Origin of the sequence: Sphingobium sp. B12D2B (assembly GCF_025961775.1) — a bacterium.
Taxonomy (GTDB): domain Bacteria; phylum Pseudomonadota; class Alphaproteobacteria; order Sphingomonadales; family Sphingomonadaceae; genus Sphingobium.
In genome coordinates this window covers 2,927,779-2,951,930 of the sequence record NZ_JAOQOH010000001.1, presented here as the reverse complement: position 1 = coordinate 2,951,930, position 24,152 = coordinate 2,927,779, and the positions used below count along the sequence as shown (strand labels likewise).

20 protein-coding genes are annotated in these 24,152 nt (G+C 65.2%); 8 read left to right on the top strand and 12 right to left on the bottom strand.

Going from position 1 to position 24,152, the window contains the following annotated elements; translation table 11 throughout:
- The 5 genes from M2335_RS13960 to M2335_RS13940 all read right to left on the bottom strand — a co-directional run bounded on the left by M2335_RS13960 (position 1) and on the right by M2335_RS13940 (position 5,718).
- Entirely contained in the window at positions 1-1,233 is a 1,233-nt protein-coding gene (locus tag M2335_RS13960; RefSeq protein ID WP_264595068.1) for a serine hydrolase domain-containing protein, read from the bottom strand.
- A gap of 140 nt (positions 1,234-1,373) precedes the next feature.
- On the bottom strand, positions 1,374-2,219 hold the full coding sequence (locus M2335_RS13955) for a beta-etherase (protein WP_264572128.1): 846 nt from the start codon (positions 2,217-2,219) through the stop codon (positions 1,374-1,376).
- A gap of 149 nt (positions 2,220-2,368) precedes the next feature.
- Positions 2,369-3,178 carry a class I mannose-6-phosphate isomerase gene (locus M2335_RS13950; RefSeq protein WP_264595067.1) on the bottom strand — a complete coding sequence of 270 codons (810 nt, stop codon included), beginning with the start codon at positions 3,176-3,178 and terminating at the stop codon, positions 2,369-2,371.
- 3 nt (positions 3,179-3,181) lie between these two features.
- Positions 3,182-4,852 carry an amidohydrolase gene (locus tag M2335_RS13945; RefSeq protein WP_413716126.1) on the bottom strand — a complete coding sequence of 557 codons (1,671 nt, stop codon included), beginning with the start codon at positions 4,850-4,852 and terminating at the stop codon, positions 3,182-3,184.
- Entirely contained in the window at positions 4,849-5,718 is an 870-nt protein-coding gene (locus tag M2335_RS13940) for an NAD(P)-dependent oxidoreductase (RefSeq protein WP_264595066.1), read from the bottom strand. Before M2335_RS13940 ends, M2335_RS13945 begins: the two co-directional genes overlap by 4 nt.
- Before the next feature lie 57 nt (positions 5,719-5,775).
- Here M2335_RS13940 and M2335_RS13935 point away from each other — a divergent pair, with 57 nt between their 5' ends.
- Entirely contained in the window at positions 5,776-7,035 is a 1,260-nt protein-coding gene (locus M2335_RS13935) for a threonine ammonia-lyase (RefSeq protein WP_181558795.1), read from the top strand.
- Between the two features lie 35 nt (positions 7,036-7,070).
- Here the strand turns inward: M2335_RS13935 and M2335_RS13930 are convergent, their stop codons facing one another.
- The 3 genes from M2335_RS13930 to M2335_RS13920 form a co-directional block, all read right to left on the bottom strand.
- Positions 7,071-7,466 (bottom strand): response regulator, encoded by a 396-nt coding sequence (locus tag M2335_RS13930; RefSeq protein ID WP_181558796.1) that lies wholly within the window; start codon positions 7,464-7,466, stop codon positions 7,071-7,073.
- Complete coding sequence (locus M2335_RS13925; protein ID WP_264578241.1) at positions 7,463-8,959, bottom strand: sensor histidine kinase; 1,497 nt, start codon at positions 8,957-8,959, stop codon at positions 7,463-7,465. The genes M2335_RS13930 and M2335_RS13925 overlap by 4 nt, the downstream gene beginning before the upstream one ends.
- A gap of 105 nt (positions 8,960-9,064) precedes the next feature.
- On the bottom strand, positions 9,065-9,454 hold the full coding sequence (locus M2335_RS13920; protein ID WP_264574524.1) for a nuclear transport factor 2 family protein: 390 nt from the start codon (positions 9,452-9,454) through the stop codon (positions 9,065-9,067).
- A 128-nt stretch (positions 9,455-9,582) separates the two neighbouring features.
- Between M2335_RS13920 and M2335_RS13915 the strand changes: the two genes are divergently transcribed.
- The gene (locus M2335_RS13915; protein WP_264595065.1) at positions 9,583-11,208 is read left to right on the top strand and encodes a GMC family oxidoreductase; all 1,626 of its coding nucleotides are present in this window, start codon (positions 9,583-9,585) and stop codon (positions 11,206-11,208) included.
- Positions 11,209-11,272: 64 nt separating this feature from the next.
- Positions 11,273-12,574: an MFS transporter gene (locus M2335_RS13910; RefSeq protein ID WP_264595064.1), complete on the top strand. Its 1,302-nt coding sequence runs from the start codon at positions 11,273-11,275 to the stop codon at positions 12,572-12,574.
- On the opposite strand, the gene M2335_RS13905 is transcribed toward M2335_RS13910, so the two are convergent.
- From M2335_RS13905 to otsB, 3 genes are read right to left on the bottom strand one after another with little or no spacing between them, the layout of a single operon-like run.
- Entirely contained in the window at positions 12,553-14,013 is a 1,461-nt protein-coding gene (locus M2335_RS13905) for an alpha,alpha-trehalose-phosphate synthase (UDP-forming) (protein ID WP_264595063.1), read from the bottom strand. The genes M2335_RS13910 and M2335_RS13905 overlap by 22 nt on opposite strands.
- A complete protein-coding gene (locus tag M2335_RS13900; RefSeq protein ID WP_264595062.1) occupies positions 14,010-15,806 on the bottom strand; it encodes a glycoside hydrolase family 15 protein in 1,797 nt (598 codons plus the stop codon). Before M2335_RS13900 ends, M2335_RS13905 begins: the two co-directional genes overlap by 4 nt.
- Positions 15,806-16,639, bottom strand: a complete 834-nt coding sequence (gene otsB, locus M2335_RS13895; RefSeq protein WP_319801199.1) for a trehalose-phosphatase — start codon at positions 16,637-16,639, stop codon at positions 15,806-15,808. The genes M2335_RS13900 and otsB overlap by 1 nt, the downstream gene beginning before the upstream one ends.
- 80 nt (positions 16,640-16,719) lie before the next feature.
- Between otsB and M2335_RS13890 the strand changes: the two genes are divergently transcribed.
- Entirely contained in the window at positions 16,720-17,187 is a 468-nt protein-coding gene (locus M2335_RS13890) for a low molecular weight protein-tyrosine-phosphatase (RefSeq protein WP_264595061.1), read from the top strand.
- Here the strand turns inward: M2335_RS13890 and M2335_RS13885 are convergent.
- Positions 17,174-18,103 carry a 1-phosphofructokinase family hexose kinase gene (locus M2335_RS13885; RefSeq protein ID WP_264595060.1) on the bottom strand — a complete coding sequence of 310 codons (930 nt, stop codon included), beginning with the start codon at positions 18,101-18,103 and terminating at the stop codon, positions 17,174-17,176. The genes M2335_RS13890 and M2335_RS13885 overlap by 14 nt on opposite strands.
- A 274-nt stretch (positions 18,104-18,377) precedes the next feature.
- Between M2335_RS13885 and M2335_RS13880 the strand changes: the two genes are divergently transcribed.
- From M2335_RS13880 to M2335_RS13865, 4 genes are all read left to right on the top strand, one after another.
- Positions 18,378-20,348 carry an extracellular solute-binding protein gene (locus M2335_RS13880; protein WP_264595059.1) on the top strand — a complete coding sequence of 657 codons (1,971 nt, stop codon included), beginning with the start codon at positions 18,378-18,380 and terminating at the stop codon, positions 20,346-20,348.
- Complete coding sequence (locus tag M2335_RS13875) at positions 20,345-21,424, top strand: microcin C ABC transporter permease YejB (RefSeq protein WP_181558805.1); 1,080 nt, start codon at positions 20,345-20,347, stop codon at positions 21,422-21,424. The genes M2335_RS13880 and M2335_RS13875 overlap by 4 nt, the downstream gene beginning before the upstream one ends.
- 65 nt (positions 21,425-21,489) lie before the next feature.
- On the top strand, positions 21,490-22,509 hold the full coding sequence (locus M2335_RS13870; protein ID WP_413714904.1) for an ABC transporter permease: 1,020 nt from the start codon (positions 21,490-21,492) through the stop codon (positions 22,507-22,509).
- Complete coding sequence (locus M2335_RS13865; RefSeq protein ID WP_264586640.1) at positions 22,506-24,131, top strand: ABC transporter ATP-binding protein; 1,626 nt, start codon at positions 22,506-22,508, stop codon at positions 24,129-24,131. The genes M2335_RS13870 and M2335_RS13865 overlap by 4 nt, the downstream gene beginning before the upstream one ends.
- Positions 24,132-24,152: the final 21 nt, after the last annotated feature.

Here is a 24,152-nt window from a genome sequence, read left to right as displayed (position 1 = left end):
TCAGCGCGGTGTCCAGGCGGCTGCGGCCTTCAGGAATGCAGCCGTCTCTTCGTCCGCGCTCATATTGGCTGGCGGGAAGTAGCTGAGCTTCACCACCACCGTGCGGCTCGCCGGATCGACGAACACATATTGTCCCTGCAGGCCGATGGCGGAGTAGGAGCCGCCGCCCAGCGTCCACCACTGATAGCCATAACCCATCGGCCCTGCTTCCTTGGGGTCGGTCGGCCGCGTCGATTCCGCGACCCAGGCGGCCGAGACGATCTGCTTGCCATTGGCCTTGCCGCCATCGAGCATCATCTGCCCCACGCGTGCCCAATCGCGCAGCGTGGCATTGTAGCCGGCGCCGTTGAACTCGCGGCCGACGCCCGGCGGGCCATCCATGATGAAGAAGCCGTCACGCTCGGCGCCCAGCGGCTCCCACAGATGCTTGGTCGCATAGCCGGCAATGGTGTCGCCGCCGCTCACCCGCTCGATCAGCCAGCCGAGCACGGCAGTGTCGATGGTCTTGTACTGGAACACAGTGCCCGGCGTGTGCAGCCGCTTCACCTGCCGCGCCATGTCGGCAAAGCGCGAGACATTCTTGACCAGCGCATTGATGTGATTGGTCGCGGCGATGCCGGGATTGGCGAAGTCGTAGCGCTCCTCATAATCCACGCCCGAGCGCATCTGCAGGATATGGCGGATCGACACGCCGTCATAGCCCGAACCCTTCAGCTCAGGCAGATAGGCGGTGATGGGATCGTCGAGCGACTTGATCCGCCCTTCCGCCAGCGCGCTGCCGATGAGGATCGAGGTCAGCGACTTGGTCATCGACCAGCCCATGAACCGCGTCTGCTCATTGCTGTTGTTGCGGTAGATTTCGGTGACGATCTTGCCGTCCTTCATCACCAGCAGCGCATTGGTGTAGGTGCGCTCCAGAAAGTCGTCGGCCTTGTAGGTCGTGCCCTTAAAGGCATAGCTGAAATCGAGCGGCTTGTCGTTGCGCGGGAGTTGCCAGATCGGCCCGGAGCGCGGCGCCGAGCGCGTGGTGAACAACGTGTCCATGCTGCGGAAGGTCAGGGACGCGACGTCCGCATCGTTCATGTGCCAGCGCAGGATCTGCACGGCGGGCGCGACATCGGACTTCGCGCCGCTGGCCAGCACGGGTGGCAGTTCCTGCTGGGCGAGGGCAGGGGCGGCACAGATGGCGATGGGAGCCAGGGCCAAGCCGACCCGGCGAGCAAGATTTTTCATGATTATGTCTCCTCTCCTGCGCTGTGGGTAATCCGGGTGCGGGCGGACGGCAAGAGATCGCAAAAACGAACAGGCGGCACGCCGTGAAGCCTGCCGCCTGTCTGTCTCTTGTCGCCTCGAAAGGGCGATGTTGTGGGCGCTCAGGCGGCCGGCTGGGCCTCACCCTTGAGCCGCGCGGTTTCCGCCGAAGTCGACTGCGGTCCGGTGTTGCGGCTGGAAAGCCCGTTCTTGGCATTGCCCTTCACGAACGGTTCGGGATCGCCCTCGCGCAGTTGCAGACCGAAGATGGGCGAGAGACCGGGATGACGGCCGAGGCCACCATATAGATCGAACCCACGCTCGATCCAATCGCGCAGCGGATCGTCGTCGGTCAGCACGGGCGTATCTGCCACCGAGGCGGTGAACAGGAACACGGCGAGCAGACGGTAATCGGCATAATTGGGCGTGTCGCCACCGAACCACTTATTCTCCGCCAGCACATTGCGCATGATCTGGAGGTTTGGCGGCACCTTGGGCAGACGGTCTTCACGGCCCACAATGATGTCCTCGATCTTGCGGCCGAACATCCGCTCGCGCGATTCGGTGACATATTGATGATCCTGCGGCAGCGAGCGATCACGATATTCCTTGAGGAAGCAGGTCATCCACGGGCTGATCGCTTCTTTCCACAGCCAGGCTTCCATGCCCTGGGTGAGGGCGCGCACGCTGGGGTGCGGGATGAGCGTCGGCCGGTCGGGATAGGTCTCGTCCAGATATTCGGCGATCAGCCAGCTATCGAGCACCCATTTGCCATCGTCGACGATCGCCGGCAGGCGCTCGGTCTTGCCGCCGGTCCGCTCGAGAATGCCGGTGAAACCGCCGGGCACCGTGTCGATCTCAAAGCCCTTGTGGGCGATCGCATATTTCGTCGCCCACACGAAGGGGCTGATCGTCGCGCCGCTCGCCAACGCCAGATCGTAAAATGTAATTTTGTTGTCTTTTGCCATTGCAGAGCCTCTTTCAGTCCTCGCCATTGTCGGGCGCTGAATAGGGCGTTGCAATCTCGAATGCCAGTATTTTTGCGGCTAAGCGCAAGGGGAATGAGCAGAGCTGCGCGGGCCGCGCGCACTCTCTCATTGACTAAGTCTGGCAGGCGTCAGCTTTGCGCGATGAGGCCCCGGGCGGGTTCGGTCACGGTGAGCGTGGCGGAATCCGTCACCAGCCAGCACTCGCCCGCTGCCCAAGGCTGTCCGTCGATCGTGCCCCGGCCGCTCAGCGGAACGAACCAGCAACGGCCATCGGCGCAGTCCAGGTCATGGCTGCCTTCGTGCCAGCGCTCCAGGGCCAGCGTGAAGGGCGCCTCGTCGCGACGCAAAAGCGTATCCGCATCCACCTCTGCGATGTTGACCGGCGCCCTCGTATAGGGCTCGGCCCGACTCACGGCGACGCCGTCATCCAGATGCAGTTCGCGCGGGCGGCCATAATCGTACAGCCGATAGGTCACATCGACATTCTGCTGCACCTCGACCAGCGTGACGCCAGCACCGATGGCGTGGACAGTCCCGGCGGGGATGTAGAAGAAGTCGCCGGCCTTCACCGGCTTCCAGTCCATCAGATGCTCGATGCTGCCATCGAGCGAGGCGGCGCGCAGGGTCTCGTCATCCAGCGGGCGGAGCGTCCCCATGCCAAGGGTCGCGCCGGGCTCGGCATCGAGGATGAGCCAGCACTCGCTCTTGCCGCCCGGCAGGCCGCGCGCCTGGCCCTGCGCGTCATTGGGGTGAACCTGGACGGACAGGCGCTCGCTGGTGAAGATATATTTGACGAGCAGCGGCGGATGCTGGCCGTCCGGCCCATCGAACCAGACCTCGCCGATCTGTCGGCCCCGCCCGTCCGGATAGGCCGCTGGCAGATCGGTGCGGCCCCACGGCTTCTCGACATATTTGGTGGCAAGGCGAATGGCGTTCACGATTCAGCGATCCTTCAGGGCGACGCGCTTGCCATCCATCCACAGCTCGACGACCTGCGTCGCGGCAAGGTCGGTGGGGCTGGTCAGCTCGATGTCGCGGTCCAGAATGAGGAAATCGGCACGCTGGCCGGGTGCGAGACTGCCGAGGCGCTCCTCGGCAAATGCGGCATAAGCCGCGCCGCGGCCATAAGCGCGCAGCGCCTCCGCCAGCGTCAGGCGTTGCGTCGGCAACCAGCCGCCGGCCGGCTCGTTGCGGACATCGAGCCGCGTGGCGGCCGACTTGAGGCCGATGAAGGCATCCGCTGGCTCCACGGGCGCATCCGAACCGAATGCCAGCGGCACCTTGTTGTCGAGCATTGTCCGCCAGGCATAAGCGCCGGCGAGCCGCTCCGGCCCGAGCCGTCGCGTCGCCATCGCCCAGTCGGAGGTGGCGTGCTGCGGCTGCATGGAGGCGATCGTGCCGCTGCGCGCGAAACGGGCGAGATCGGCCGGGTCGACGATCTGCGCATGTTCGATCCGCCAGCGCCGGTCGCCCTTATAGGTCTCGCTCAGCTCCTCGATGGCATCCAGCGTCTCTGCATTGGCCTGATCGCCAATGGCGTGAACGGCAAGCTGGAAGCCGTCCATCGCTGCCCGGCTCATCTGGTTGCGCAACTGGGCTGATGTCAGCAGCGCTAAGCCGCTCTCCTTGGGCGCATCGGCATAAGGCGCCTTGAGCCAGGCACCGCGTGAACCGAGCGCGCCATCCAGCACCAGCTTGACGCCGCCCAGCCGCAGCCGGTCGTTGTACAGCCACGGGGTCGGCGCAGGCCCGGCGATCAGCGCGGCCTGCTCCATGCCGGCGGCATAGCCCAGGATGCGGATTCGCAGCGCGCCCCGGTCGCCGGCGCGGCGATAGGCCTGCCAGTGCTCGATGCTGGTGCCCATGTCGGCGACGGTGGTGACGCCGCGCGCCAGCAGCGCATCCTGCGCGGCGGACAGTGCCGCGTCATAATCCTTGGGCTGGGGACGGGGGAGGGCGGGCGTCATCAGCGCCATCGCCTTGTCCACGAGGATGCCGCTGGGACGCCCTGCGACCATCTCGATCCGCCCGCCGGCAGGGGCCTTGCTGGTCGGTGCGATCTTGGCGGCGGTCAGCGCGGCGGCATTGGCCCAGCCGGCATGACCATCGACGCGCTCCAGCCAGATCGGGCGCCCATCGCCCAGCCCATCGAGGTCGGCGGCAGTCGGGAAGCGGCCGAGGTTCCACTTCTCGTGATTCCAGCCAAAGCCGATGATCCACGGACGGCCGGGATTGGCCGCAGCGAAGGCGGCGATCTTCTGCCGCGCCTCTTCGAGCGAATTGGTATCGCTCAGGTCCAGATTGAGGCGCGAGAAGCCGAGATCAATGACATGAACATGCGCGTCGATGATGCCGGGCATCAGCGTGCGGCCCTTGCCGTCAAAGCGGAAGCTCGGCCGATCGGGGCGTTTCTCGCCGCGCGCCAGCCGCTTTTCCACCCGGCCATCGTCGCTGATGACAAGGCCGGTGAAATGCACGAGGTCGCCGGTCGCATCGACCGTGATGCCGTTCACATTATCGATCAGGCCCTGAGCGTCCGCGCGGGTCGCGCCCATGCCCAGTCCGAGCGCGAGCGCCGCCAGAACGGCGCTTGTCCTTCGTGCAAAACTCATGGCTTGCGCAGGCGCCTCACCAACGCGCTGGTATCCTGCCGTCCGCCGCCCATGGCGACGACCTCGGCATAATATTGATCGACCAGCGCCGTGACCGGCAATGTGGCGCCGAGCGTGCGCGCTTCATCGAGGGCGAGGCCCAGATCCTTGCGCATCCACTCCACTGCGAAGCCGAAATCGAAGCTGTCCTCGCTCATCGTCTTCCAGCGATTGTCCATCTGCCAGCTTTGCGCCGCGCCGCCGCCAATCGCTTCCTGAACCTTGCCGAGGTCGAGGCCTGCTGCCTGTGCAAAGCGGAGCGCTTCGGAGAGCCCCTCCAGCACGCCGGCGATGCAGATCTGGTTGACCATCTTGGTGGTCTGACCCGCGCCGGCCTCACCGCAATGCACGATGCGGGCGGCATAGCCCTGCATGACCAGGCGCGCGGCCTCGACCGCTGCCTGCGTGCCGCCGCACATGACCGAGAGCGTGCCGCCCTGCGCGCCGGATTGGCCGCCGGAAACCGGCGCATCGACGAAATGAAGCCCCCGGCTCTCCGCCTCGTCGGCGAGCTGCCGCGCGATCTTGGCGGAGACGGTGGTGTGGTCGATGAACAGCCCGCCGGGCCGCATCGTCCGGAACGCGCCGTCGCGCCCGATGGTCACCGCTTCGAGGTCGGCATCATTGCCGACGCAGCTGATGACGACCTCGGCCTCCGCCGCGGCTTGCGCGGGGCTGACTGCCGCCTCGCCGCCATGCTGCTCGACCCAGGCCTGGGTCTTGCCCATCGACCGATTGAACACCGAGAGGTCGTGCCCGGCGGCGGCGAGATGCCCCGCCATTGGTCCGCCCATCACTCCCAGCCCGATAAACGCGATTTTTGCCATAAGCAGGGCATAGTGGCAGTTTGCAGGATGCGCCAGATGGGAGTAGGGGGCGGCGCCATGAACAGGATCGAACCGCTTGAGCCCCTGACGGCCAGTGCCGATGCGCTGCCCGTCTCCGTCGCCGATGTCCGCGCGGCGGCGGCGCGAATTTCGGGCTCGATCCTGCGCACGCCCACGGTGGTCAGCAAGACGCTCTCGCAGATGACCGGCGCGACCGTGTATCTCAAGTTCGAGAACCACCAGTTCACCGCCGCCTACAAGGAACGCGGCGCGCTCAATCGCCTGTTGCTGCTGGACGATGCCTCGCGATCCAAGGGTGTTATCGCGGCGTCGGCCGGCAACCATGCGCAGGGCCTTGCCTATCACGGTGCCAAGCTCGGCGTTCCCGTCACCATCGTCATGCCCATGACGACGCCGCTGGTGAAGGTGATGCAGACCGAGGGTCACGGCGCGACCGTGGTGCTGGAAGGCGAGAAATTCGAGGACGCCTATAATCACGCGCGCAAGCTGGAAGCCGAGCGCGGGCTGACCTTCGTCCACCCCTTCGACGAGCCGGACATCATCGCCGGGCAAGGCACAGTGGCGCTGGAGATGCTGGAGGACGCGCCGGAGATCGACACGCTGGTCATTCCCATCGGCGGCGGTGGGCTCTTCTCTGGCATGGGCACCGCTGCGCGCGGCATCCGCCCGGATATCGAGCTGATCGGCGTACAGGCCGAACTCTACCCCTCCATGTACGATGTGGTGAAGAGCGCCAATCTGCCATGCGATGGCGACACGCTGGCCGAGGGCATCGCTGTCAAGGAGCCGGGGCAGCTCACGCGCCGCTTCGTCACCGCGCTCGCCAATGATGTGGTGCTCGTGACCGAGCGCGCGCTGGAACAGGCGGTGAGCCTGCTGCTCCAGATCGAGAAGACCGTGGTCGAGGGCGCTGGCGCCGCCGGTCTCGCCGCACTGATCGAGCACAAGCCGCTGTTCGCCGGCAAGACGGTGGGCCTGGTGCTGTGTGGCGGCAACATCGATACGCGCCTGCTCGCCAATGTGCTGCTGCGCGATCTGGCCCGTTCAGGCCGATTGGCGCGCCTGCGCATCATCATGCAGGATCGCCCCGGCGCGCTGTTCCATGTCGCTCGCATCTTCGATCAGGAGGCGGTGAACATCCTGGAGCTCTCCCACCAGCGGATTTTCACCAATCTGCCCGCCAAGGGCCTGACGCTGGATGTGGAGTGCGAGACGCGCGACGAAGCCCATCTCCAGCGACTGATGCAGGCGCTGGCTGTGGCGGGCTACGATACCACCCCGGTCGAGCTTGCCTGAAAACGCCGCCGCGCCGGTGACGCGGCTCTGACCGGTCAGGTCAGCGGCGTGTCGGGTTCCGGCTGGCTGGCAGAGCTGGATGCCAGCGCCGTCTGGAGCGCGTCATCCAGCGCGGCCACGCTATAGGGCTTGGTCAGCGTCGTGACGTTCGCAAACGCCTCGGGGTGCAGCGCGCCGCCATAGCCGGTTACGAAGATGCAGGGCGTGCCCTTGTCTCGGAGCATTTGCGCCAGCGGATAGCTTTGCTGGCCATGGATGTTCACATCCAGAATGGCGAGGTCCAGGGCCTGTCGGCCGATCAGCTCTGCCGCACTGTCGAAACTGTGCGCCAGAACGGGGTTCGCGCCGCGATCCAGCAGCTTGTCTTCGAGAACGAGCGCGATGATCGGCTCGTCCTCAACGATCAGGATGGTCAGGTCGTCCAGTCTCATGAAACAATCGATGCGTTGGTGAGCTTTGCCTTGATGGTGCACAGCAGGCCGGTCGGCCGAAAGTCTATGACGACGCCGCTGGCCCGCTCCGTCGAGAAGCCGTGCTCGATGAGGCGCGACCCGAAACCCCGATTTGCAGGTTGCTGGACGGGTGGGCCGCCGCGTTCTTCCCAACGCAGGTCGATCAATCGGTAATCCTCTTCTTCGTCCTCGATCGTCCAGCTCAGGTCTATGTGACCTTCAGGCACGGACAAAGCCCCATATTTCACAGCATTGGTGCAGAGTTCGTGAATGATCATGGAGAGAGACACCGCCGTCTGCGGCGCGATGGTGAAATCCCGGCCGTCCAGATGCACGCGCGCCAGATCCTCCCCGATGGAGGCTTCGGCCGCACTGCGCACCGTCTCGATGAAGCCGGCGGTTTTCCAGTTGCTGGTCGTCAGCAGATTATGGGCCGCCGCCAGCGCCGCTAGCCGCGCATTGAAGGTCTGACGCGGAACCTCGGACCCGGGCATCTGGCGGAATGACTGCATCGCCAGGCCCTGGACGATCGCCAGCGTGTTCTTCACGCGGTGATTGAGCTCGTTCATCAGCAGGGCCTGCCGCTCTTCCGATTCCACCTGGTCGGTCACGTCATGGCCCTGGACGAACACCCCGGAAACAGTCCCGCCTTCGCCCACGGTGGGTTGATAGACGAAGTCGAGATAGCGCTCCTGCACCTCGGTTCCCTCGTCATTCTGCAACAGCACCTTGAGGCGGCGCCCGATGAAGGGTTTGCCCGAGCGATAGACCTGGTCGAGCAGGTTCAGGAAGCGCTGTCCGCTCACTTCCGGCAGGGCGTCCTTCACCCGCTTGCCCAGCAGATCCCGGCCCCCGACCAGCTTGTGATACGCGGCATTCGCCATGCGGAACTCATGATCCGGCCCGTGCAGAATGGCCACGAAGCCCGGCGCCTGCTCGAACAGGGATTTGAACTGCCCGGCCTCTTCCGCGAGGTCCAGATTGCGCGCCTGCACGGCATTGGCGCGCTGGATCAGGCCCATTTCATCGCGCATGGCCCGCAGCGTCTGCAGTTCGGTGACGTCGACCGTGTGCTGCAGGATGTAGGCGACCTTGCGTGCCTCGTCCGAAAAGGGCGTGTGGGTCGCACTCCAGTAGCGCACGTCCATCCCGCCATCGGGCGTGGGAATGTCGTAGCGGATGAGCGCGATCTCGTCTTGCTTGCCGGAGGCGAAAACCCGCCGGAACGAGGATTCCAGCTGCCGGTGACTCTCCGAGTCCGGGTCGCTCGGAAAGGCATCGAACATGTTCTGGCCCAGCAGCTTATCGCGGGTGCGCATGGTCACCTGCAGATAGGCGTCGTTCATCCAGACGATCCGCAGATCGCTATCGAGCAACACATAGGGATTGGGAGAACGCGCCAGCAGGGCCTGAAAATCGATCGTCACGGAGCCCTCGGAAAAGACGGACGGCGGTAGAATCCAGCCCGACAATGCACGATCTTGCGCGTCGGTTGCACAGAGTCAATTTCATTCCACCGACGCCGCCTAAAGCCCGACGATTTGGTCGCATCTGCACGGGCGGCGAAGGCCCGCTGCTCAGAACATCCCGTTCGCGTTCGGCCCGCCGAGCTTCACGTCCTGCGCGACATCCCAATGTTCCACAATGAGGCCGTTCTCGATCCGGAAGATGTCAACCACCGCCCAGCCGCTATCGTCTGGCCAGCGGCGGACGTGGTAGTGGACGATGACATGATCGCCATCGGCGAACATGCGCTTCACATCATGCACGCCCTGGGGATGCACAGACCTGATATGGTCGAGAAACGCCTTGAATGGCGCGCGCCCCGTTTCGACCGAGGGATTGTGCTGGATATAGTCGGGCGCGATGAACCGGTCCACGGCGCCCGAATCCATGGGGTTGAGCACCTCGTCGAAAAGGCCGCGCACCAGCGCCAGATTGGCTTCCTCATCGGCGGTATATCGCATCTCATCGCTCTCCATCGCGGCAGGCGTGCGTTATCGCACTTGTGCTCGTGCATATGCACCGTAAGACCAGCAGGGCAAAGGCCGCAACGGTCTGGCAGAGACAGCGTGGAGGGGAGGGCGACCGACCGATGGGTGAGGCGGACTTCGTCATCGTGGGGGCAGGCAGTGCGGGCTGCGTGCTGGCCAATCGCCTGAGCGCGCAGGCCGGAACCTCCGTCACGCTGCTGGAGGCGGGCGGCGAGTGCCGTCATCCGATCATCGACATGCCGCTCACCTGGATGCAGGCCGCCGCGACCGAGCGCTTCATCTGGGGCAATGAGAGCGAGCCGGACCCGCAAATGGGCAATGGCACCCAGCCCATTCCGCGCGGCAAGGCGCTGGGCGGCAGCTCCTCGATCAACGGCACCATGTATATTCGCGGTCATGCGGCGGACTATGATCGCTGGCGCGATATGGGGCTCCCCGGCTGGGGCTTTGACGACGTGCTGCCCTATTTCCGCCGCTCGGAGACCAATTGGCGCGGCGCGGGAGCCGACCATGGCGGGACGGGCGAACTGCACGTCACGGCGATGAAGCCGGACCCGGTGCTGTTCCCGGCGTTCATGCGCACCGCGCGCAATCTGGGCTATGACGAGGAACCGGATTTCAACGTGCCGCGCCCGGAGGGGTTCGGCATTCCTGACTGCACGATCCGCGCGGGGCGGCGACACAGCACAGTGCGGGCGTTCATCGACCCGGTGCGGGGTCGCCCCAATTTGCGGATCGAGACCCATGCGCTCGCCTCGCGCGTCATCATGGAGCATGGCCGGGCGGTCGGGGTGGAGTATCGCAAGGGGGGCACGGTGCGGCAGGTGCGGGCGCGCCGCGAGGTGATCCTGTGCGGCGGCGCGATCAACTCGCCGCAACTGCTCATGCTCTCCGGCATCGGCCCGGCGGCGCATCTGGCTGACATGGGCGTGCCGGTGCTGCGCGATCTGCCGGGCGTGGGCGCCAATCTGCAGGATCATCCGATCGCGCTCAGCTTCTGGCAAGCCGCCGCGCCGGTGACCTTTGACGATCAGTTGCGGCTCGACCGGATCGCCCTGCACGCGGCGCGCTGGGCCCTGTTCGGCACCGGCAACATGGCGCAGAGTCCGATGTCGATTCAGGGCTTCCTGCGCTCTGGGCCGTTGCAGGATCGGCCGGATCTTCAGTTTCAGATCGTCCACGCAAGCTACGCTGCGCGGCCGTGGTTCCCCGGCTGGCGAAAAGGCGCGGGGCACCAGTTCTCGGCCGGCACGCTGCTGCTTAACCCCGAGAGCCGGGGGAGCATCGCGCTGCGCTCCGCCGATCCAGAGGCGCTGCCGAAAATCCATCTCAACTTCCTGAGCGAACAGGGCGATCTTAATCGACTCTTATGGTCGATGCACTTCATGCGCCGCTTTTTCGCCACCGCGCCGGCGCGGGATCTGGTCGCAGCGGAAGTCGCGCCCGGCCCCGATGCGGCGGATGATGCCGCGCTGGAAGGCTGGTTGCGGGCGACGGCGCGGAGCGGGGGCCATCCCGCCTGCACCTGCGCCATGGGCACCGACGATGCTGCCGTGCTGGATGCGCAGTTGCGGGTGCGCGGAGTCGAGAGCCTGCGCGTGGTGGATGCCTCCTCCATGCCGGCGCTGATTCGGGGCAATACCAACGCCCCCGTAATCATGATCGCGGAAAAGGCGGCTGACCTCATTCTGGGCAAGACGGCCCCGGCCGAGCCAGCCCAGCGATGATGGACGAGCAAGAACGGCCAGACCGGATGAACCGGCGGCGACAGGGTGAGAGGATGGGATCGAGATGAGCCAGAGCAACGCAATTCTGTCGGCCGATGCACGAGCGGATCCGCCGGCGCCTGCCAAGGCGGCCAGCGGATTCCAAATCTACATCGTCGGCCTGCTGAGCTTCATCATCATGGTCATCGATGGCTATGACATCGGGTCGATGCCCGTCATCGTGCCGCATCTGGCGCAGCTTTGGGGGGAGTCACCGGCCCTGTTCGCACCGGCCTTGTCTGCCGTGGTTATCGGCCTTGGTCTCGGCGCCTTCTTTCTCGGCCCACTGGGCGACAAGGTGGGGCGCCGGACGACGACCGTTGTGGCGCTGGGCGTTATCAGCTTCGCGACACTCGGCACGTCATGGTCCCAGACGGTTAGTCAGCTCTTTTGGTGGCGCTTGCTCACGGGCACGGCGCTGGGCGCCTGCCTGCCCAACGTGCTGGCGATCCTCGCGGAGGTGATGCCGGCCAAGCGGCGGGCGAGCGCGATGACCATTGTCGGGTGCGGCATTCCGGTCGGGGCAGCCGGCGCTGGTATCGTGGTGCCGTGGCTCACGACCGGGCGCGGGTGGGAAGCGGCGTTCACCGTCCCGGCGACCTTCATGTTCGTGATCACGATTCTTCTCGCGCTGTTTCTCACGCGCCTGCCGGCGGCTCCCGTAGCGGCCAAACCGGCGCGTGAGCGGGCATGGCACTGGACGGACATTCCCATATTGGCGCCGCTAGGGCGCGGCTATCTGCTTCGCACCACGCTGTTTTCCGCGCTGTTCTGCTTCAACGCCTTGTCCATGTACATGCTGGCGAGCTGGCTGCCGACGGTCCTGCGCGGGGTCGGCTTCAGCTTCGAGACGTCGGCCCATATGGCTTCCATCGTCCAGATCGGCGGACTGGTCGGCGGCCTCATTCTGGCTACGCAGATCGACCGTCACCGCACGATTCCGGCGCTGTTGGCAGGCTATGCGCTGGTGTCGCTCGGCTTGGTGGCGCTGGCGGTGCTGGCGCCGACATTCGCTACCTGGGGTCTGCTCATGCTGATTATCGGCATGGGCGTCGGCGGCGCCCATATCGCCCTGACGGCCGTGGCCGCGAGCATCTACCCGATCACGATGCTGTCGGCCGCCATCGGTCTGGCGGTCGCCGTCGCGCGCGTGGGTGCCATGGCGGGGCCGCTCGTGGGCGGGGCGTTGATCGCTGCCAACATGTCCGCCGGCATGTTCTTTCTGGCGCTGCTGGTGCCGGTCGGCTGCTGCATCCTGTGCGTGCTCGCCTTCTCCAAGGCGCGGATCGCGACCGCGCCCTCCGCTCAGGAGGAGGCTGCAGCCTGAGCGGCCTCTTTCGTATCTGCGCCTTCTGAACTCTCAGAGGCCTCGGCAGTGCTCCCTCGCGGCGGGTGTTCGCTCGTCAGCAGATCGAGGAAGCGCTTCAGCCACCAGCGGATGTCCTGCGTTTCCACGCTGTCCATCATCGCGCGCCACCGGCTCTTGCGCTCTTCAAGCGGCATGAGCAGTGCCTGGTGCAGCGCGTCGGCCAGTTCTTCCGGGCTGAACGGGTTGACCAGTAGGGCGTCCTGCAATTGCTCGGCGGCGCCGGCATAACGCGAGAGAATGAGCACGCCGGGATTTTCCGGGTCTTGCGCCGCGACATATTCCTTCGCGACCAGGTTCATCCCATCTCGCAATGGCGTCACCAGCGCAGCGCGCGCGGAGCGGTACATGCCGGAGAGGGCAAGCCGGTCATAGCCGCGGTTCACATAGCGCAACGGCACCCAATGGGCGGTGGCGAACTCGCCGTTGATATGGCCCGAGAGCGCGTCGAGTTCGCGTCGGATGTCCTGATAGCTGGCGACCTGCTCGCGCGATGGCGGCGCGATCTGGAGGAAGGTGACTTTTTCCTGAAATTCGGGATGGTCCTGCAGCAAGCGGCTGTACCCGTGAAACCGCTGCTCCATGCCCTTGGAATAGTCCAGCCGGTCGACCCCCATGATGAGGTCGCGGCCTTCGAGACTGCGCAGGATGCTTTCGCGTGCTTCATCGGCTTCCGGGGTGGTCGCGCTTTTGGCGAAGTCCCCCGCATCGATTCCGATCGGGCAGGCGACGACCCGCACGGTCCGGTCGCCAATGCGGATCACACCGTCCGATATTTCCGCCTCGGGGAACTGGTCGTGGACATAATAGAGAAAGGAATCGAGCCAGGCCTGGCACTGGAAACCCAGCAGATCATAGGCGAACAGCGCATTCACCAGCTTGGCGTGGCTCGGCAGGGAGGTCAGCAGGCGCGCAACGGGCCAGGGCGTGTGGAGGAAGAAGCCGGTGCGGTTCGTAACGTCGCGTTTGCGCAGTTCCGCGCCGAGCGGGATGAGGTGGTAATCATGAACCCAGATCAGGTCTTCGGGCGTGATTAGCGGCAGTAGGGTGTCGGCGAAGCGCTCGTTCACCCTCGCATAACCGCCCGCGAAGTTGCGCTCGAATTCTGCGAGGTCGGTCCGGTCGTGAAAGAGCGGCCAGAGCGTGCGATTGGCAAAGCCGTTATAATATTCGTCGATATCCTGGGGTTCGAGGTCGACGGTGGCAGTAGTGACGCCATCACTCTTGCTGAAATTCACATGACCGGTGAACGTCTCGGTTTCATTGCCCGACCAGCCGAACCAGATGCCGTTTGTCTCGCGCAGCGCCGATGACAGCGCGACCGCAAGGCCGCCCTGATTGGCTTGTCCTTCCCCGGTCGGCGGGCTGACGCGGTTCGACACGATGACGAGGCGAGTCATCTGATGGTACTCCACGGCTTGCTGAGCAGAACGGCGCAGTTGATTAATCCAACCAACGAATAGGTTTGGGGATAGTTGCCCCACAGTTCGCCCGTGGCGGGGTCGATATCCTCCGAGAGCAGGCCGGCGGCGGTGCGGCGGCTGAGCATTTCCTCGAACAACACCCGCGCCTCGTCGACCCGTCCGGTGGCGTGCAACGCCTCGATCAGCCAGAAGGTGCAGACGTTGAAGGCGGTCGAGGGCAGGCCGAAATCGTCCTCGGTGGCATAACGGAGCATGTGGCTGCCGCGCCGCAGCCCCTGCTCGACGGCCTCGAGCGTCGTCTTGAATCGTGGATCGCCGGGCGAGAGAAAGCGCAGGTCCAGCAACTGGATGATGCTGGCATCGAGATCGTCGCCCCCGAATGTCGCGGACATGCGGCCCGTGTCTTCCCGCCAGGCCGCATCGATAATGGTCTGGCGCATGCTGTCGGCCCGGCCCTGCCAGAAGGCGGCCCGTTCCGGCAGGTCGAGCGCGGCAGCGGCATTGGCCAGCCGGTCGCACGCCGCCCAGCACATGGCGGCGGAGTAGGTGTGGACATGGCTGCGGGTGCGCAGCTCCCACAGGCCGGCATCGGGTTTATCGTAGACGTCCCACGCGCGCTCGCCCACGGCCTCAAGCGCATGGAAATCGTCGGTGCCGCCCATGCGCAGCAGCCGCCGATCAAAGAAGCTCTGGGTGCTGGAGAGGACGATCTGGCCATAGGCATCGTGCTGGATCTGTTCGGCGGCCTGATTGCCGACGCGCACCGGCCCCATGCCGCGATAGCCGGCCAACCCCGGCGCGATCCATTCGGTCAGCGTGGCCTCGCCGCCCACGCCGTACAACGGCTGGATATGGCCACCGCGTGCATTGTCGACGAGGTTGCGCAGATATTCGAGATAACTCTCCAGAACATCGAGCGCCCCGAGCCGGTTGAGCGCCTGCACGGTGTAATAAGCGTCGCGAATCCAGCAGTAGCGATAATCCCAGTTGCGCCCGCTATCGGCATGTTCGGGCAGCGATGTCGTCAGCGCCGCGACAATCGCGCCGGTTTCCTCATGCTGGCACAGCTTAAGCGTGATCGCGGCGCGAATGACCGCTTTCTGCCACTCCACGGGCGTGGCGAGACCCCGCACCCAGCCTTGCCATTCCCGGATCGTCCGGTCGAGCATGGTGTCCAGCGTGATGCGCAGATCGTCGGCAAAGCTCTCGTCCGGGCCCAAGAAGAAGTGCAGCGGCCGCTCGACACGGAACAGCCGCTCGTCCTCGATCCAGCCGACCGGCGCCGTCGTCGTCAGGCGCAGGGTCATGTCCGAGAGCACGTAGCGGATGTGATTGGTGCCGCGCGTGCGGTTCGGATCGCGCGCGCCCCAGTCGCGCGCCGGGCGCAGGCGGATTCGGATGCGCGGACTGCCCGCCACCGGCTTGACGATGCGGGCATAAGCGACGGGACGGAACATGCGCCCGCTCCGGTGGAAACGCGGGCAGAAGTCGATGACCTCTATGGCGTTGCCGTGCTTGTCCTCATGCCGCGTCACCAGCACCGGCGTGTTGCGCACATAATGCTGCGTCGTCTCCACGCAGTCTTCCAGGTCGATTTCCCAGAAGCCGCGCGCCCCCTCAGCGGCGCGCGGGGCCGGGTCGAGCAGGGAGGAGAAGGCCGGGTCGCCATCCACCCTGGGCACGCAGCCCCAGACGAAGCGGCCGGCCCGGTCGATCAGGGCGGAGACCTGGCAATTGCCGATAGGCCAGAGGTCGAGTGTTGCAGTCATCAGAGCAGGTCCTCCAGCCAGGCATGTACGGCGCGCGGATTGGCAAGCTTGTATTGGGCTGCGGTCGGCCGCCGATCGCCCACGATCACGCCAACGCCGCCAAGCGCCTGCGCGGCGAGAAACGCGGCCTCGTCTGTCTCGTCATCGCCAAGGAACCACGGCGAGGTGCCTGCCATGGGCGCCCGGCTCATCAGGGTACGCACGGCCTTGCCCTTGTCGCCGCCGGGCATCCGCAGTTCCGTCATCATCTTGCCGGGCTGGTAATGGAGGCCGAGATCTTCAGCCAGGCGGGTGGCGAGGGCGGTGGCTTCCGCCTCGATCTGCGGCGCCATGCGGAAATGCAGCGCGACGCCATAACTCTTGTCCTCGACGATCACGCCCTCATGCTGGCCGGCAAAGGCACGAAAATCCGCAGCGGCTTCGTCCAGTCCCTTGGGCCGCACCGGATGCGCCGCGACGCCGCGCCAGCGATGTTCGCTGCCATGGCTGCCGGACACCGCGAGATCCTGCGCGATAGGGCCGAGAATGGCGTCGATCTGCGCAATGGAGCGCCCACTCACGACCGCTAGACGCCCGTCGAGCCGCGTCGTCAGCCGGGTGAGCAGGCTGCGCAGACGCTCGTCTGCGATCACCTCTTCGGGATGGTCGATCAGCTCGAAGAGCGTGCCGTCCAGATCCAGAAACAGGCTGAGATGGTCGAGGGTGTCGATTGAGGGCGCTGGAAGATCGAATGCGGACGGATGCGAAATGGTGATTCCCCTGGCGTGGTTGGCGTCATGGTTGGGTCCGCCGCTGATTGGGTTCGGCGTGGCTCTTGTTGCGAACGCCCGCACATGGGGGCGGGTTCCTGTTTCGCGGCCTGGCCGAAGCGCGGCCGGGTCGCGTTCGTCGTCCGCGCATGATAGCGAGGCGCATGCTCAAGCCAACCCCATCCGCCATTTTGTTCGTCTGTCTCGGCAATATCTGCCGCTCGCCATTGGCCGAGGCGGCCTTCCGCCACGAGGCGTCGCTGGCCGGCCTCGATGTGACGGCGGACTCGGCAGGCACGGGCGACTGGCATGTCGGGCGGCCGCCCGATCCGCGCGCGCAGGCGACGGCGCTGCGTCATGGCATCGACATCTCGACCTATCGCGCGCGGCAGATCGGGCCGGCGGATTTCCAGCGCTTCGACATGATTTTTGCGCTGGATGGGGACAATCTCGCCAACATCCGGCGCCTCGCGCCCGCAGGGCATCGCGCTCATCTCCGCCTGTTGCTGGACATGGTGCCGGGGCGGGAAGGGCAGGCCGTGGCCGACCCCTATTTTGGCGATGAAGCCGGGTTCGATGTGACCTGGCGGGATGTGCAGGCGGCGGCGCGCGCGCTGGTCAGCCGGTTTTGATCTGCGCGTAGAGGCGGTCGATGTCGGCCGGGCGGGCGAGGTCGGTGCCCGGCGTCAGCACCGCCGCAGTGCCGCCGGCAATGCCATAGCGGAAGGCGTCCTCCACTGGCCAGTCGCTGGCCAGCGCATAGACCATCGCGGCGACGAAGCTGTCCCCCGCGCCGACCGCGCTTTTCGCGTCGATGGGGATGGCGGGGTGATAGAGGGTGCCCTCTGCGGTCGCCAGCACCGCGCCTTCATGGCCGAGAGTGACCGCGACATAGCGGGCGCGGCCCGATCGCACGATTTCCTGGGCCGCCGCGGCAATGGCATCCGGGCCTTTCAGGTCTCGCCCGACGAGCTGCTGCAATTCGCCCTGGCTCGGCTTGACCAGCAGCACATGCTCGCCGCTCAGGCCGCCGCGCAGACCGGCGCCTGAACTGTCGAGCACGAAGCCGATTCCGCGCGGTGCCAGCGCGGCGGCAAGCTGCCCGTAGAAATCCTCCGGCACCCCGGGCGGCAGCGACCCGCTGGCCACGAAATAATCGCACGTCACCTGACTGAGCTGGTCGAGCGCCAGCCGCCATTCGGCCTCCTCCACCACCGGTCCCGGCGGCGTGAAGCGATATTCCTTGCCGCTGTCCTTCTCCAGCACCGAGGTCGCGACGCGGGTTTCGCCCTGGATCGGGATCTGCGCGCGCACCAGTTGATGCCGGTCGAGCAAGCCATCGAGCGCCACGCCCGTCGCGCCGCCGGACAGGTAATGCACCCGCGCATTGCCGCCCAGCCGCACGAACACGCGGGCGACGTTGATGCCGCCGCCGCCGGGATTATGATATTCGCCAGCCGTCCGCATCTTGTGCGTGGCGAAGACCTTGTCGACCTCATAAGCCACATCGATGGTGGGATTGAGGGTGAGCGTGGCGATGTTCTTCATGCGCATGGGCTAGCAGGATGCGCGCGGCGATCAAAGCCGTGCCGCGCTGTGCGGCAGCCGGTTGCATTGGCAGAGCAGGCGCGGCACGATGACGAGCAGGGCGTTTACGCGCCTGGCAGCGCGAATTATGACAAGATAAGTTCGATTCGAATTGTTAGTTAAGTCAACTAAAGTTAGACATTGAACCAACGGAGCGGGTGAGGCGACATTCGGCGCAAGATCGAATGGGCATCACCGGATTGCTGGACTCCATCTGGGGTTCGGAAGGGAGAGTATGGCTGGAGATGCTGCGGACGGCCCGAATGACCATGGCCTGGATGATGGCGGCCCGCCACCATCTGCCGGGCCGGTGAGGCAGCGCCTCGGGGTGCTTCGGCAACTCCTGCTGGCGCTACTCTGCCTTCCGCTGCTGCTGACGATCAGTTCCGCCAGCGTTCAGGCCGTGCCGGGCGGCAATGAGCTGATCTCCAGCCATGCCTATGCGGTGTTCGGCACCCCCAAATACGGCCCCGGCTTCAAGCATTTCGACTATGCCGATCCCAAGGCGCCCAAGGGCGGCACGCTGCGGGTGGCCTATATTGGCGGCTTCGACAGTCTCAATCTCATGGCCCTGCTCGGCACGCCGCCCATCGGCATGGTGCAGGTCTATGAGCCGCTGATGCGGCGCAGTTCGGACGAGCCGGCAATGCGCTACGCGCTGGTCGCCGAGTCGATCACCTATCCCAAAGATATTTCATGGATGGATTTCCATCTCGATCCCCGCGCGCGCTGGCATGATGGCGTGCCGATCACGCCCGAGGACATCATCTTCACCATCGATCAGGCCAAGGGCCTGGTGACGCCGTCGCTCAAACGGCTGGAGCAGGCCGTGACGCGTGCGGAAAAGCGCGGGCCGCACACGGTGCGCGTCTATTTCACCCAGCCCAATAATCCCACACTGCCGACGGTGGTGATGGATATGTGGCTGCTTCCCCGCCATTATTACGCGAAGCACGCGCTCAACGCCGCCTCGCTCGACCGCCCATTGGGCAGCGGCCCCTACAAGGTCGGCCGCTTCAGCCAGGGGCGCTGGATCGAATATGAGCGCGTGAAGGATTATTGGGCCAAGGATCTGGCGGTCAACAAGGGCCGCTACAACTTCGACATCATCCGGCACGATTATTACCGGGACCAGACGGTTGCCTATGAGGCCTTCCTCGCCGGCAATGTCGACTTCCGGCAGGAAACGAGCGCAGTGCGCTGGGCAAGCGAGAAGCAGTTGCCGGCCTTCCGCGCGGGCCAGATCAAGCGGCAGGTCATCGATTACCGCAGCCCGTCCTTCTATCTGGGCATCGTCATGAACACGCGGCGGCCCGCGCTGGCGGATCGCCAATTGCGGCGCGCGCTGATGCTGGCCTATGATTTCGAGTGGGTGCGCCGGACCCTGCTCGCCGGACATCATGGCCGCCTGCACAGCTTCTACACCAACAGCGAGTTCGCGGCCGAGGGCCTGCCCCAGGGGCGGGAGCTGGAACTGCTCCAATCCGTGCAGGACGAGGTGCCGGGCGAGGTGTTCACCAAGGCGCCGGACCTGCCGGTTGGCGGGAACTGGCGCAATCGCCGGGCCAATCTCATCGAGGCGGTGCGGATCCTGCGGGCGGCGGGCTATCGCTATCAGGATGGCCGGCTGATCGACAAGACAACCGGTCGCCCCATGGCGCTTGAGCTGATCAGCTATTCCCCGCTGATGGACCGGCAGGTTTCGCTCTTTGTCGAGAATGCGCGGCAACTGGGCATCGCCATCAGTTTCCGCTCGTTCGACAGCGCGCAGTTCCGGCATCGGCTGCGGCATTATGATTATGATCTGCTGCTCAACATCCCGATGTTCCCCGGCCATGAAACGCCGAGCATCGGCCAGACACTGATCTGGGGGTCGCACGCTGCGGATCAGCCGCAATCGCTGAACTATCCGGGCGTCAAGAATCCCGCAGTCGACAAGATGCTCGCGCAGATGATCACCGCGACGGACCGCGAGACCGTGGTCGGCGCGATGCGGGCGCTCGATCGCATCCTGCTGTGGAATTTCTACGCCATTCCTTTCCAGCATGATTACCCGGCGCCGGTGGGGCAGATGCCGATCACCTATTGGGACCGGTTCGGCATGCCGAAGAAGCAGCCCGCCTATAATTTCCCGATCATGACGCTCGATACGTGGTGGGCCGACCCCGGCAAGACGGCCGGGCACGCACAAGGACAGTCCTCATGACGGCGCTCTGGTCCTATGTCGCCCGCCGGCTCCTGCTGATGGTGCCGACGCTGATCGGCATCGTCACGATCACCTTCATCATCATCCAGTTCGTGCCCGGCGGCCCGATCGACCAGATCCAGGCGCGGTTCGCCGGCACCGCGATGGACGCGACGGCTACCATCGGCGGCAGTGTGGATACCGGCGCGAGCAGCGGCATCATGCCCACCGGCGAGTTGGACCCGGCGATGGTGAAGGAGCTTGAGAAGCTCTACGGTTTCGACAAGCCGGTGCTCTATCGCTACTTCAAGATGCTCGGCGATTTTGCGCGGTTCGAGTTCGGCAACAGCTATTACAAGGACCAGCCGGTGATCGATCTGATCATCGAGAAACTGCCAGTTTCGATCTCGCTGGGCCTCTGGACCACGCTCATCACCTATCTCGTTGCCATTCCGCTCGGCATCCGCAAGGCCGTGCGCGCGGGCACCGCGTTCGATGCCTGGTCGAGCTTCTTCGTCACCATCGGCTATGCCATTCCCGGCTTCCTGTTCGCGGTGCTGCTGGTCGTGCTGTTCGCTGGCGGCACGTTCTGGAGCATCTTCCCGGCGCGGGGCCTTGTCTCGGACAATTGGGAGGAGCTCTCGCTCATCGGCAAGGTGCTCGATTATCTCTGGCACATCACCCTGCCGGTCGCCGCGATGGTCATCGGCGCCTTCGCCAACCTGACCATGCTCACCAAAAATTCGATCCTCGATGAAGTGGGCAAGCAATATGTGACGACGGCGCGGGCCAAGGGCCTCTCCGAGAACGGCGTGCTCTATGGCCATGTCTTTCGCAACGCGATGCTCATCGTCATCGCCGGCTTTCCGGCCGCCTTCGTCAGCGTGCTGTTCACCTCCTCGCTGCTGATCGAGGTGATCTTCTCGCTGGATGGCCTTGGGCTGCTGGGTTTCGAGGCGACGATCAACCGGGATTATCCGGTCATGCTTGGCTCGCTGTTCATCTTCTCGCTGCTCGGGCTGCTGACCAATCTACTCGGCGATGTCACTTATGTGCTGGTCGACCCCCGCATCGATTTCGAAAGGCGGGACGTCTGATGAACGCCGAAACGCCCGTCGCAGCCCCGGCCGTTCATCCCCGGCCTGTGCGCCCGATCAGCCGGATGAGCCCGCTCACGCGCCGGCGCTGGGCCAATTTCAAGGCCAACAAGCGCGGCTATTGGAGCCTGTGGATATTCCTTGCGCTCTATGTGGTGACGCTGTGCGCCGAGCTGATCGCCAATGATAAGCCCATCTTGCTGAGCTATCGTGGCGAGATCTATGCGCCCGTTCTGCGCGCCTATCCGGAGACCACGTTCGGCGGCGTGTTCGAGACGGAGGCCAATTATCAGGACCCCGCCGTGCGGGCGATGATCGCTGAGGGCGACGGCTGGGCGATCTGGCCGATCATCCCCTACAGCTACCGGACGATCGATTACGATATCCCCGTCACCGCGCCGTCGCCGCCGTCCGCACGCCATTGGCTGGGCACAGACGACCAAGCGCGCGATGTGCTGGCGCGCATCATCTACGGCTTCCGCCTCTCGGTGACCTTCGGCCTGCTGCTCACCTTTTTCAGCTCCATCATCGGCATCACCGCCGGCGCCATACAGGGCTATTTCGGCGGGTGGACCGACCTCATTTTCCAGCGCTGCATCGAGATCGTGCAGAGCCTGCCGATGCTCTACCTGCTCATCATCATGGCCAGCTTCCTCACGCCCAGCTTCTTCACGCTGCTCGGCGTGCTGCTGCTGGTGAGCTGGATGACCCTGGTGCACGTCGTGCGCGCCGAGTTCCTGCGCGCGCGCAATCTCGATTATGTCCGCGCCGCCCGGGCGCTTGGCCTTGGCAACCGCACGATCATGTTCCGGCACATCCTGCCCAATGCGATGGTGGCGACCATTACGTTCCTGCCGTTCATCGTCTCCTCGTCGATCACGATCCTCACGGCGCTGGATTTTCTCGGCTTCGGCATGCCGCGCGGATCGCCCTCCATTGGCGAACTGCTCAACCAGGCGAAGAACAATCTCTATGCACCGTGGCTCGGCATCGCGGGGTTCGCCGTCATGGCCACCATGCTCTCGCTGCTCATCTTCATCGGCGAAGCGGCGCGGGATGCCTTCGATCCAAGGAAATCGACATGAGCGCCACGGACACGCCCCTGCTTGCGGTCGACAGGCTGTGCTGCTCGTTCCGCTCGGAAGGCCGCATCGTCGAGGCGGTGAAGGACGTGTCATTCACGCTGGAGAAGGGCCAGACGCTGGCGCTGGTCGGCGAGTCCGGCTCGGGCAAGTCCACCGCTGCCATGTCGATCCTGCAATTGCTGCCTTATCCGGTGGCGTTCCACCCATCCGGCTCGATCCGGCTGGACGGGCAGGAGATCGTCGGCGCCAGCGAGCGCACGATGCAGACACTGCGCGGCGCCCGCATCGCACTGATCCCGCAAGAGCCGCTGACTGCGCTCAACCCGCTGCACACCATCGACCGGCAGATCATCGAGGCGATGAAGCTGCACGATCCGGCGATCAGCCGGGCGGCGGCGGTTTCCAAGACCATCGATCTGCTCAAGCTGGTTGGCTTGCGCGATGCCGAGAACCGCCTCAAATCCTATCCGCACCAGCTCTCCGGCGGGCAGCGCCAGCGCATCATGATCGCGATGGCGCTCGCCAACGAGCCGGACCTGCTCATTGCCGACGAGCCGACCACCGCGCTCGACGTGACCGTGCAGGCGCAGGTGCTCGATCTGCTCAAGGATCTGCAGCAGCGCCTCGGCATGGCGATGCTGCTCATTACCCATGATCTGGGCGTGGTACGAAAGATGGCCGAGCGCGTCTGCGTGATGACGCAGGGCGAGGTGGTGGAAGCGGGTGACACCAGCGCGGTGTTCGACAATCCCCAGCATGCCTACACCCGCAAGCTGCTCGATGCGACGCCGCGCGGCGAACCACTGAAGATCGAGGGCGATCCCGCGCCGCTGGTGCGCACCGAGGATCTGAAGGTCCATTTCCCGATCAAGGGCTGGTTCGGCAAGCCGCGCGCCTTCGTGAAGGCCGTGGACGGGGTGACGCTCTCGATCCCGCGCGGGCATACGCTCGGCGTCGTCGGCGAGTCCGGCTCGGGCAAGAGCACGCTCGGCCTTGCGCTGCTGCGCATCAGCCGCTCGGAAGGGCCGATCTGGTTCGAGGACGAGCCGCTGCACGAGCGCAACTGGAAGCAGATGCGCCCGCTGCGCAAGCGGATGCAGATCGTCTTCCAGGACCCCTTCGCCAGCCTCAGCCCCAAGATGACAATCGGCCAGATCGTGGGGGAGGGGCTGCCGATCCACCGGCCCGACCTGACGCCAGCGGAGCGCTACGAGGCCGTCGCGACGATGATCGAGGAGGTTGGCCTCTCCACGGCGGTGCTGGATCGCTACCCGCACGAATTTTCCGGTGGCCAGCGCCAGCGCATCGCCATCGCCCGCGCGATCATCCTGCGGCCCGATCTCGTGATCCTCGACGAGCCCACCTCGGCGCTCGACATGTCCGTGCAGGCCCAGATCGTCGACCTGCTCCGCAACCTACAGGCGAGCCATGGCCTGACCTATCTGTTCATCAGCCACGACCTCAAGGTCGTCCGCGCCCTCGCGCACGAAGTGGTGGTGATGCGCAACGGCAGGATCGTGGAGCAGGGCTCCTCGCAGCAAATCTTCAATGCGCCGCAGACGGACTACACGCGTGATCTAATCGCGGCGGCGTTGGAGTTGCGGGCGCGGGCGGCGGCGTGATTGGGTTAGCAAGCCCGAACT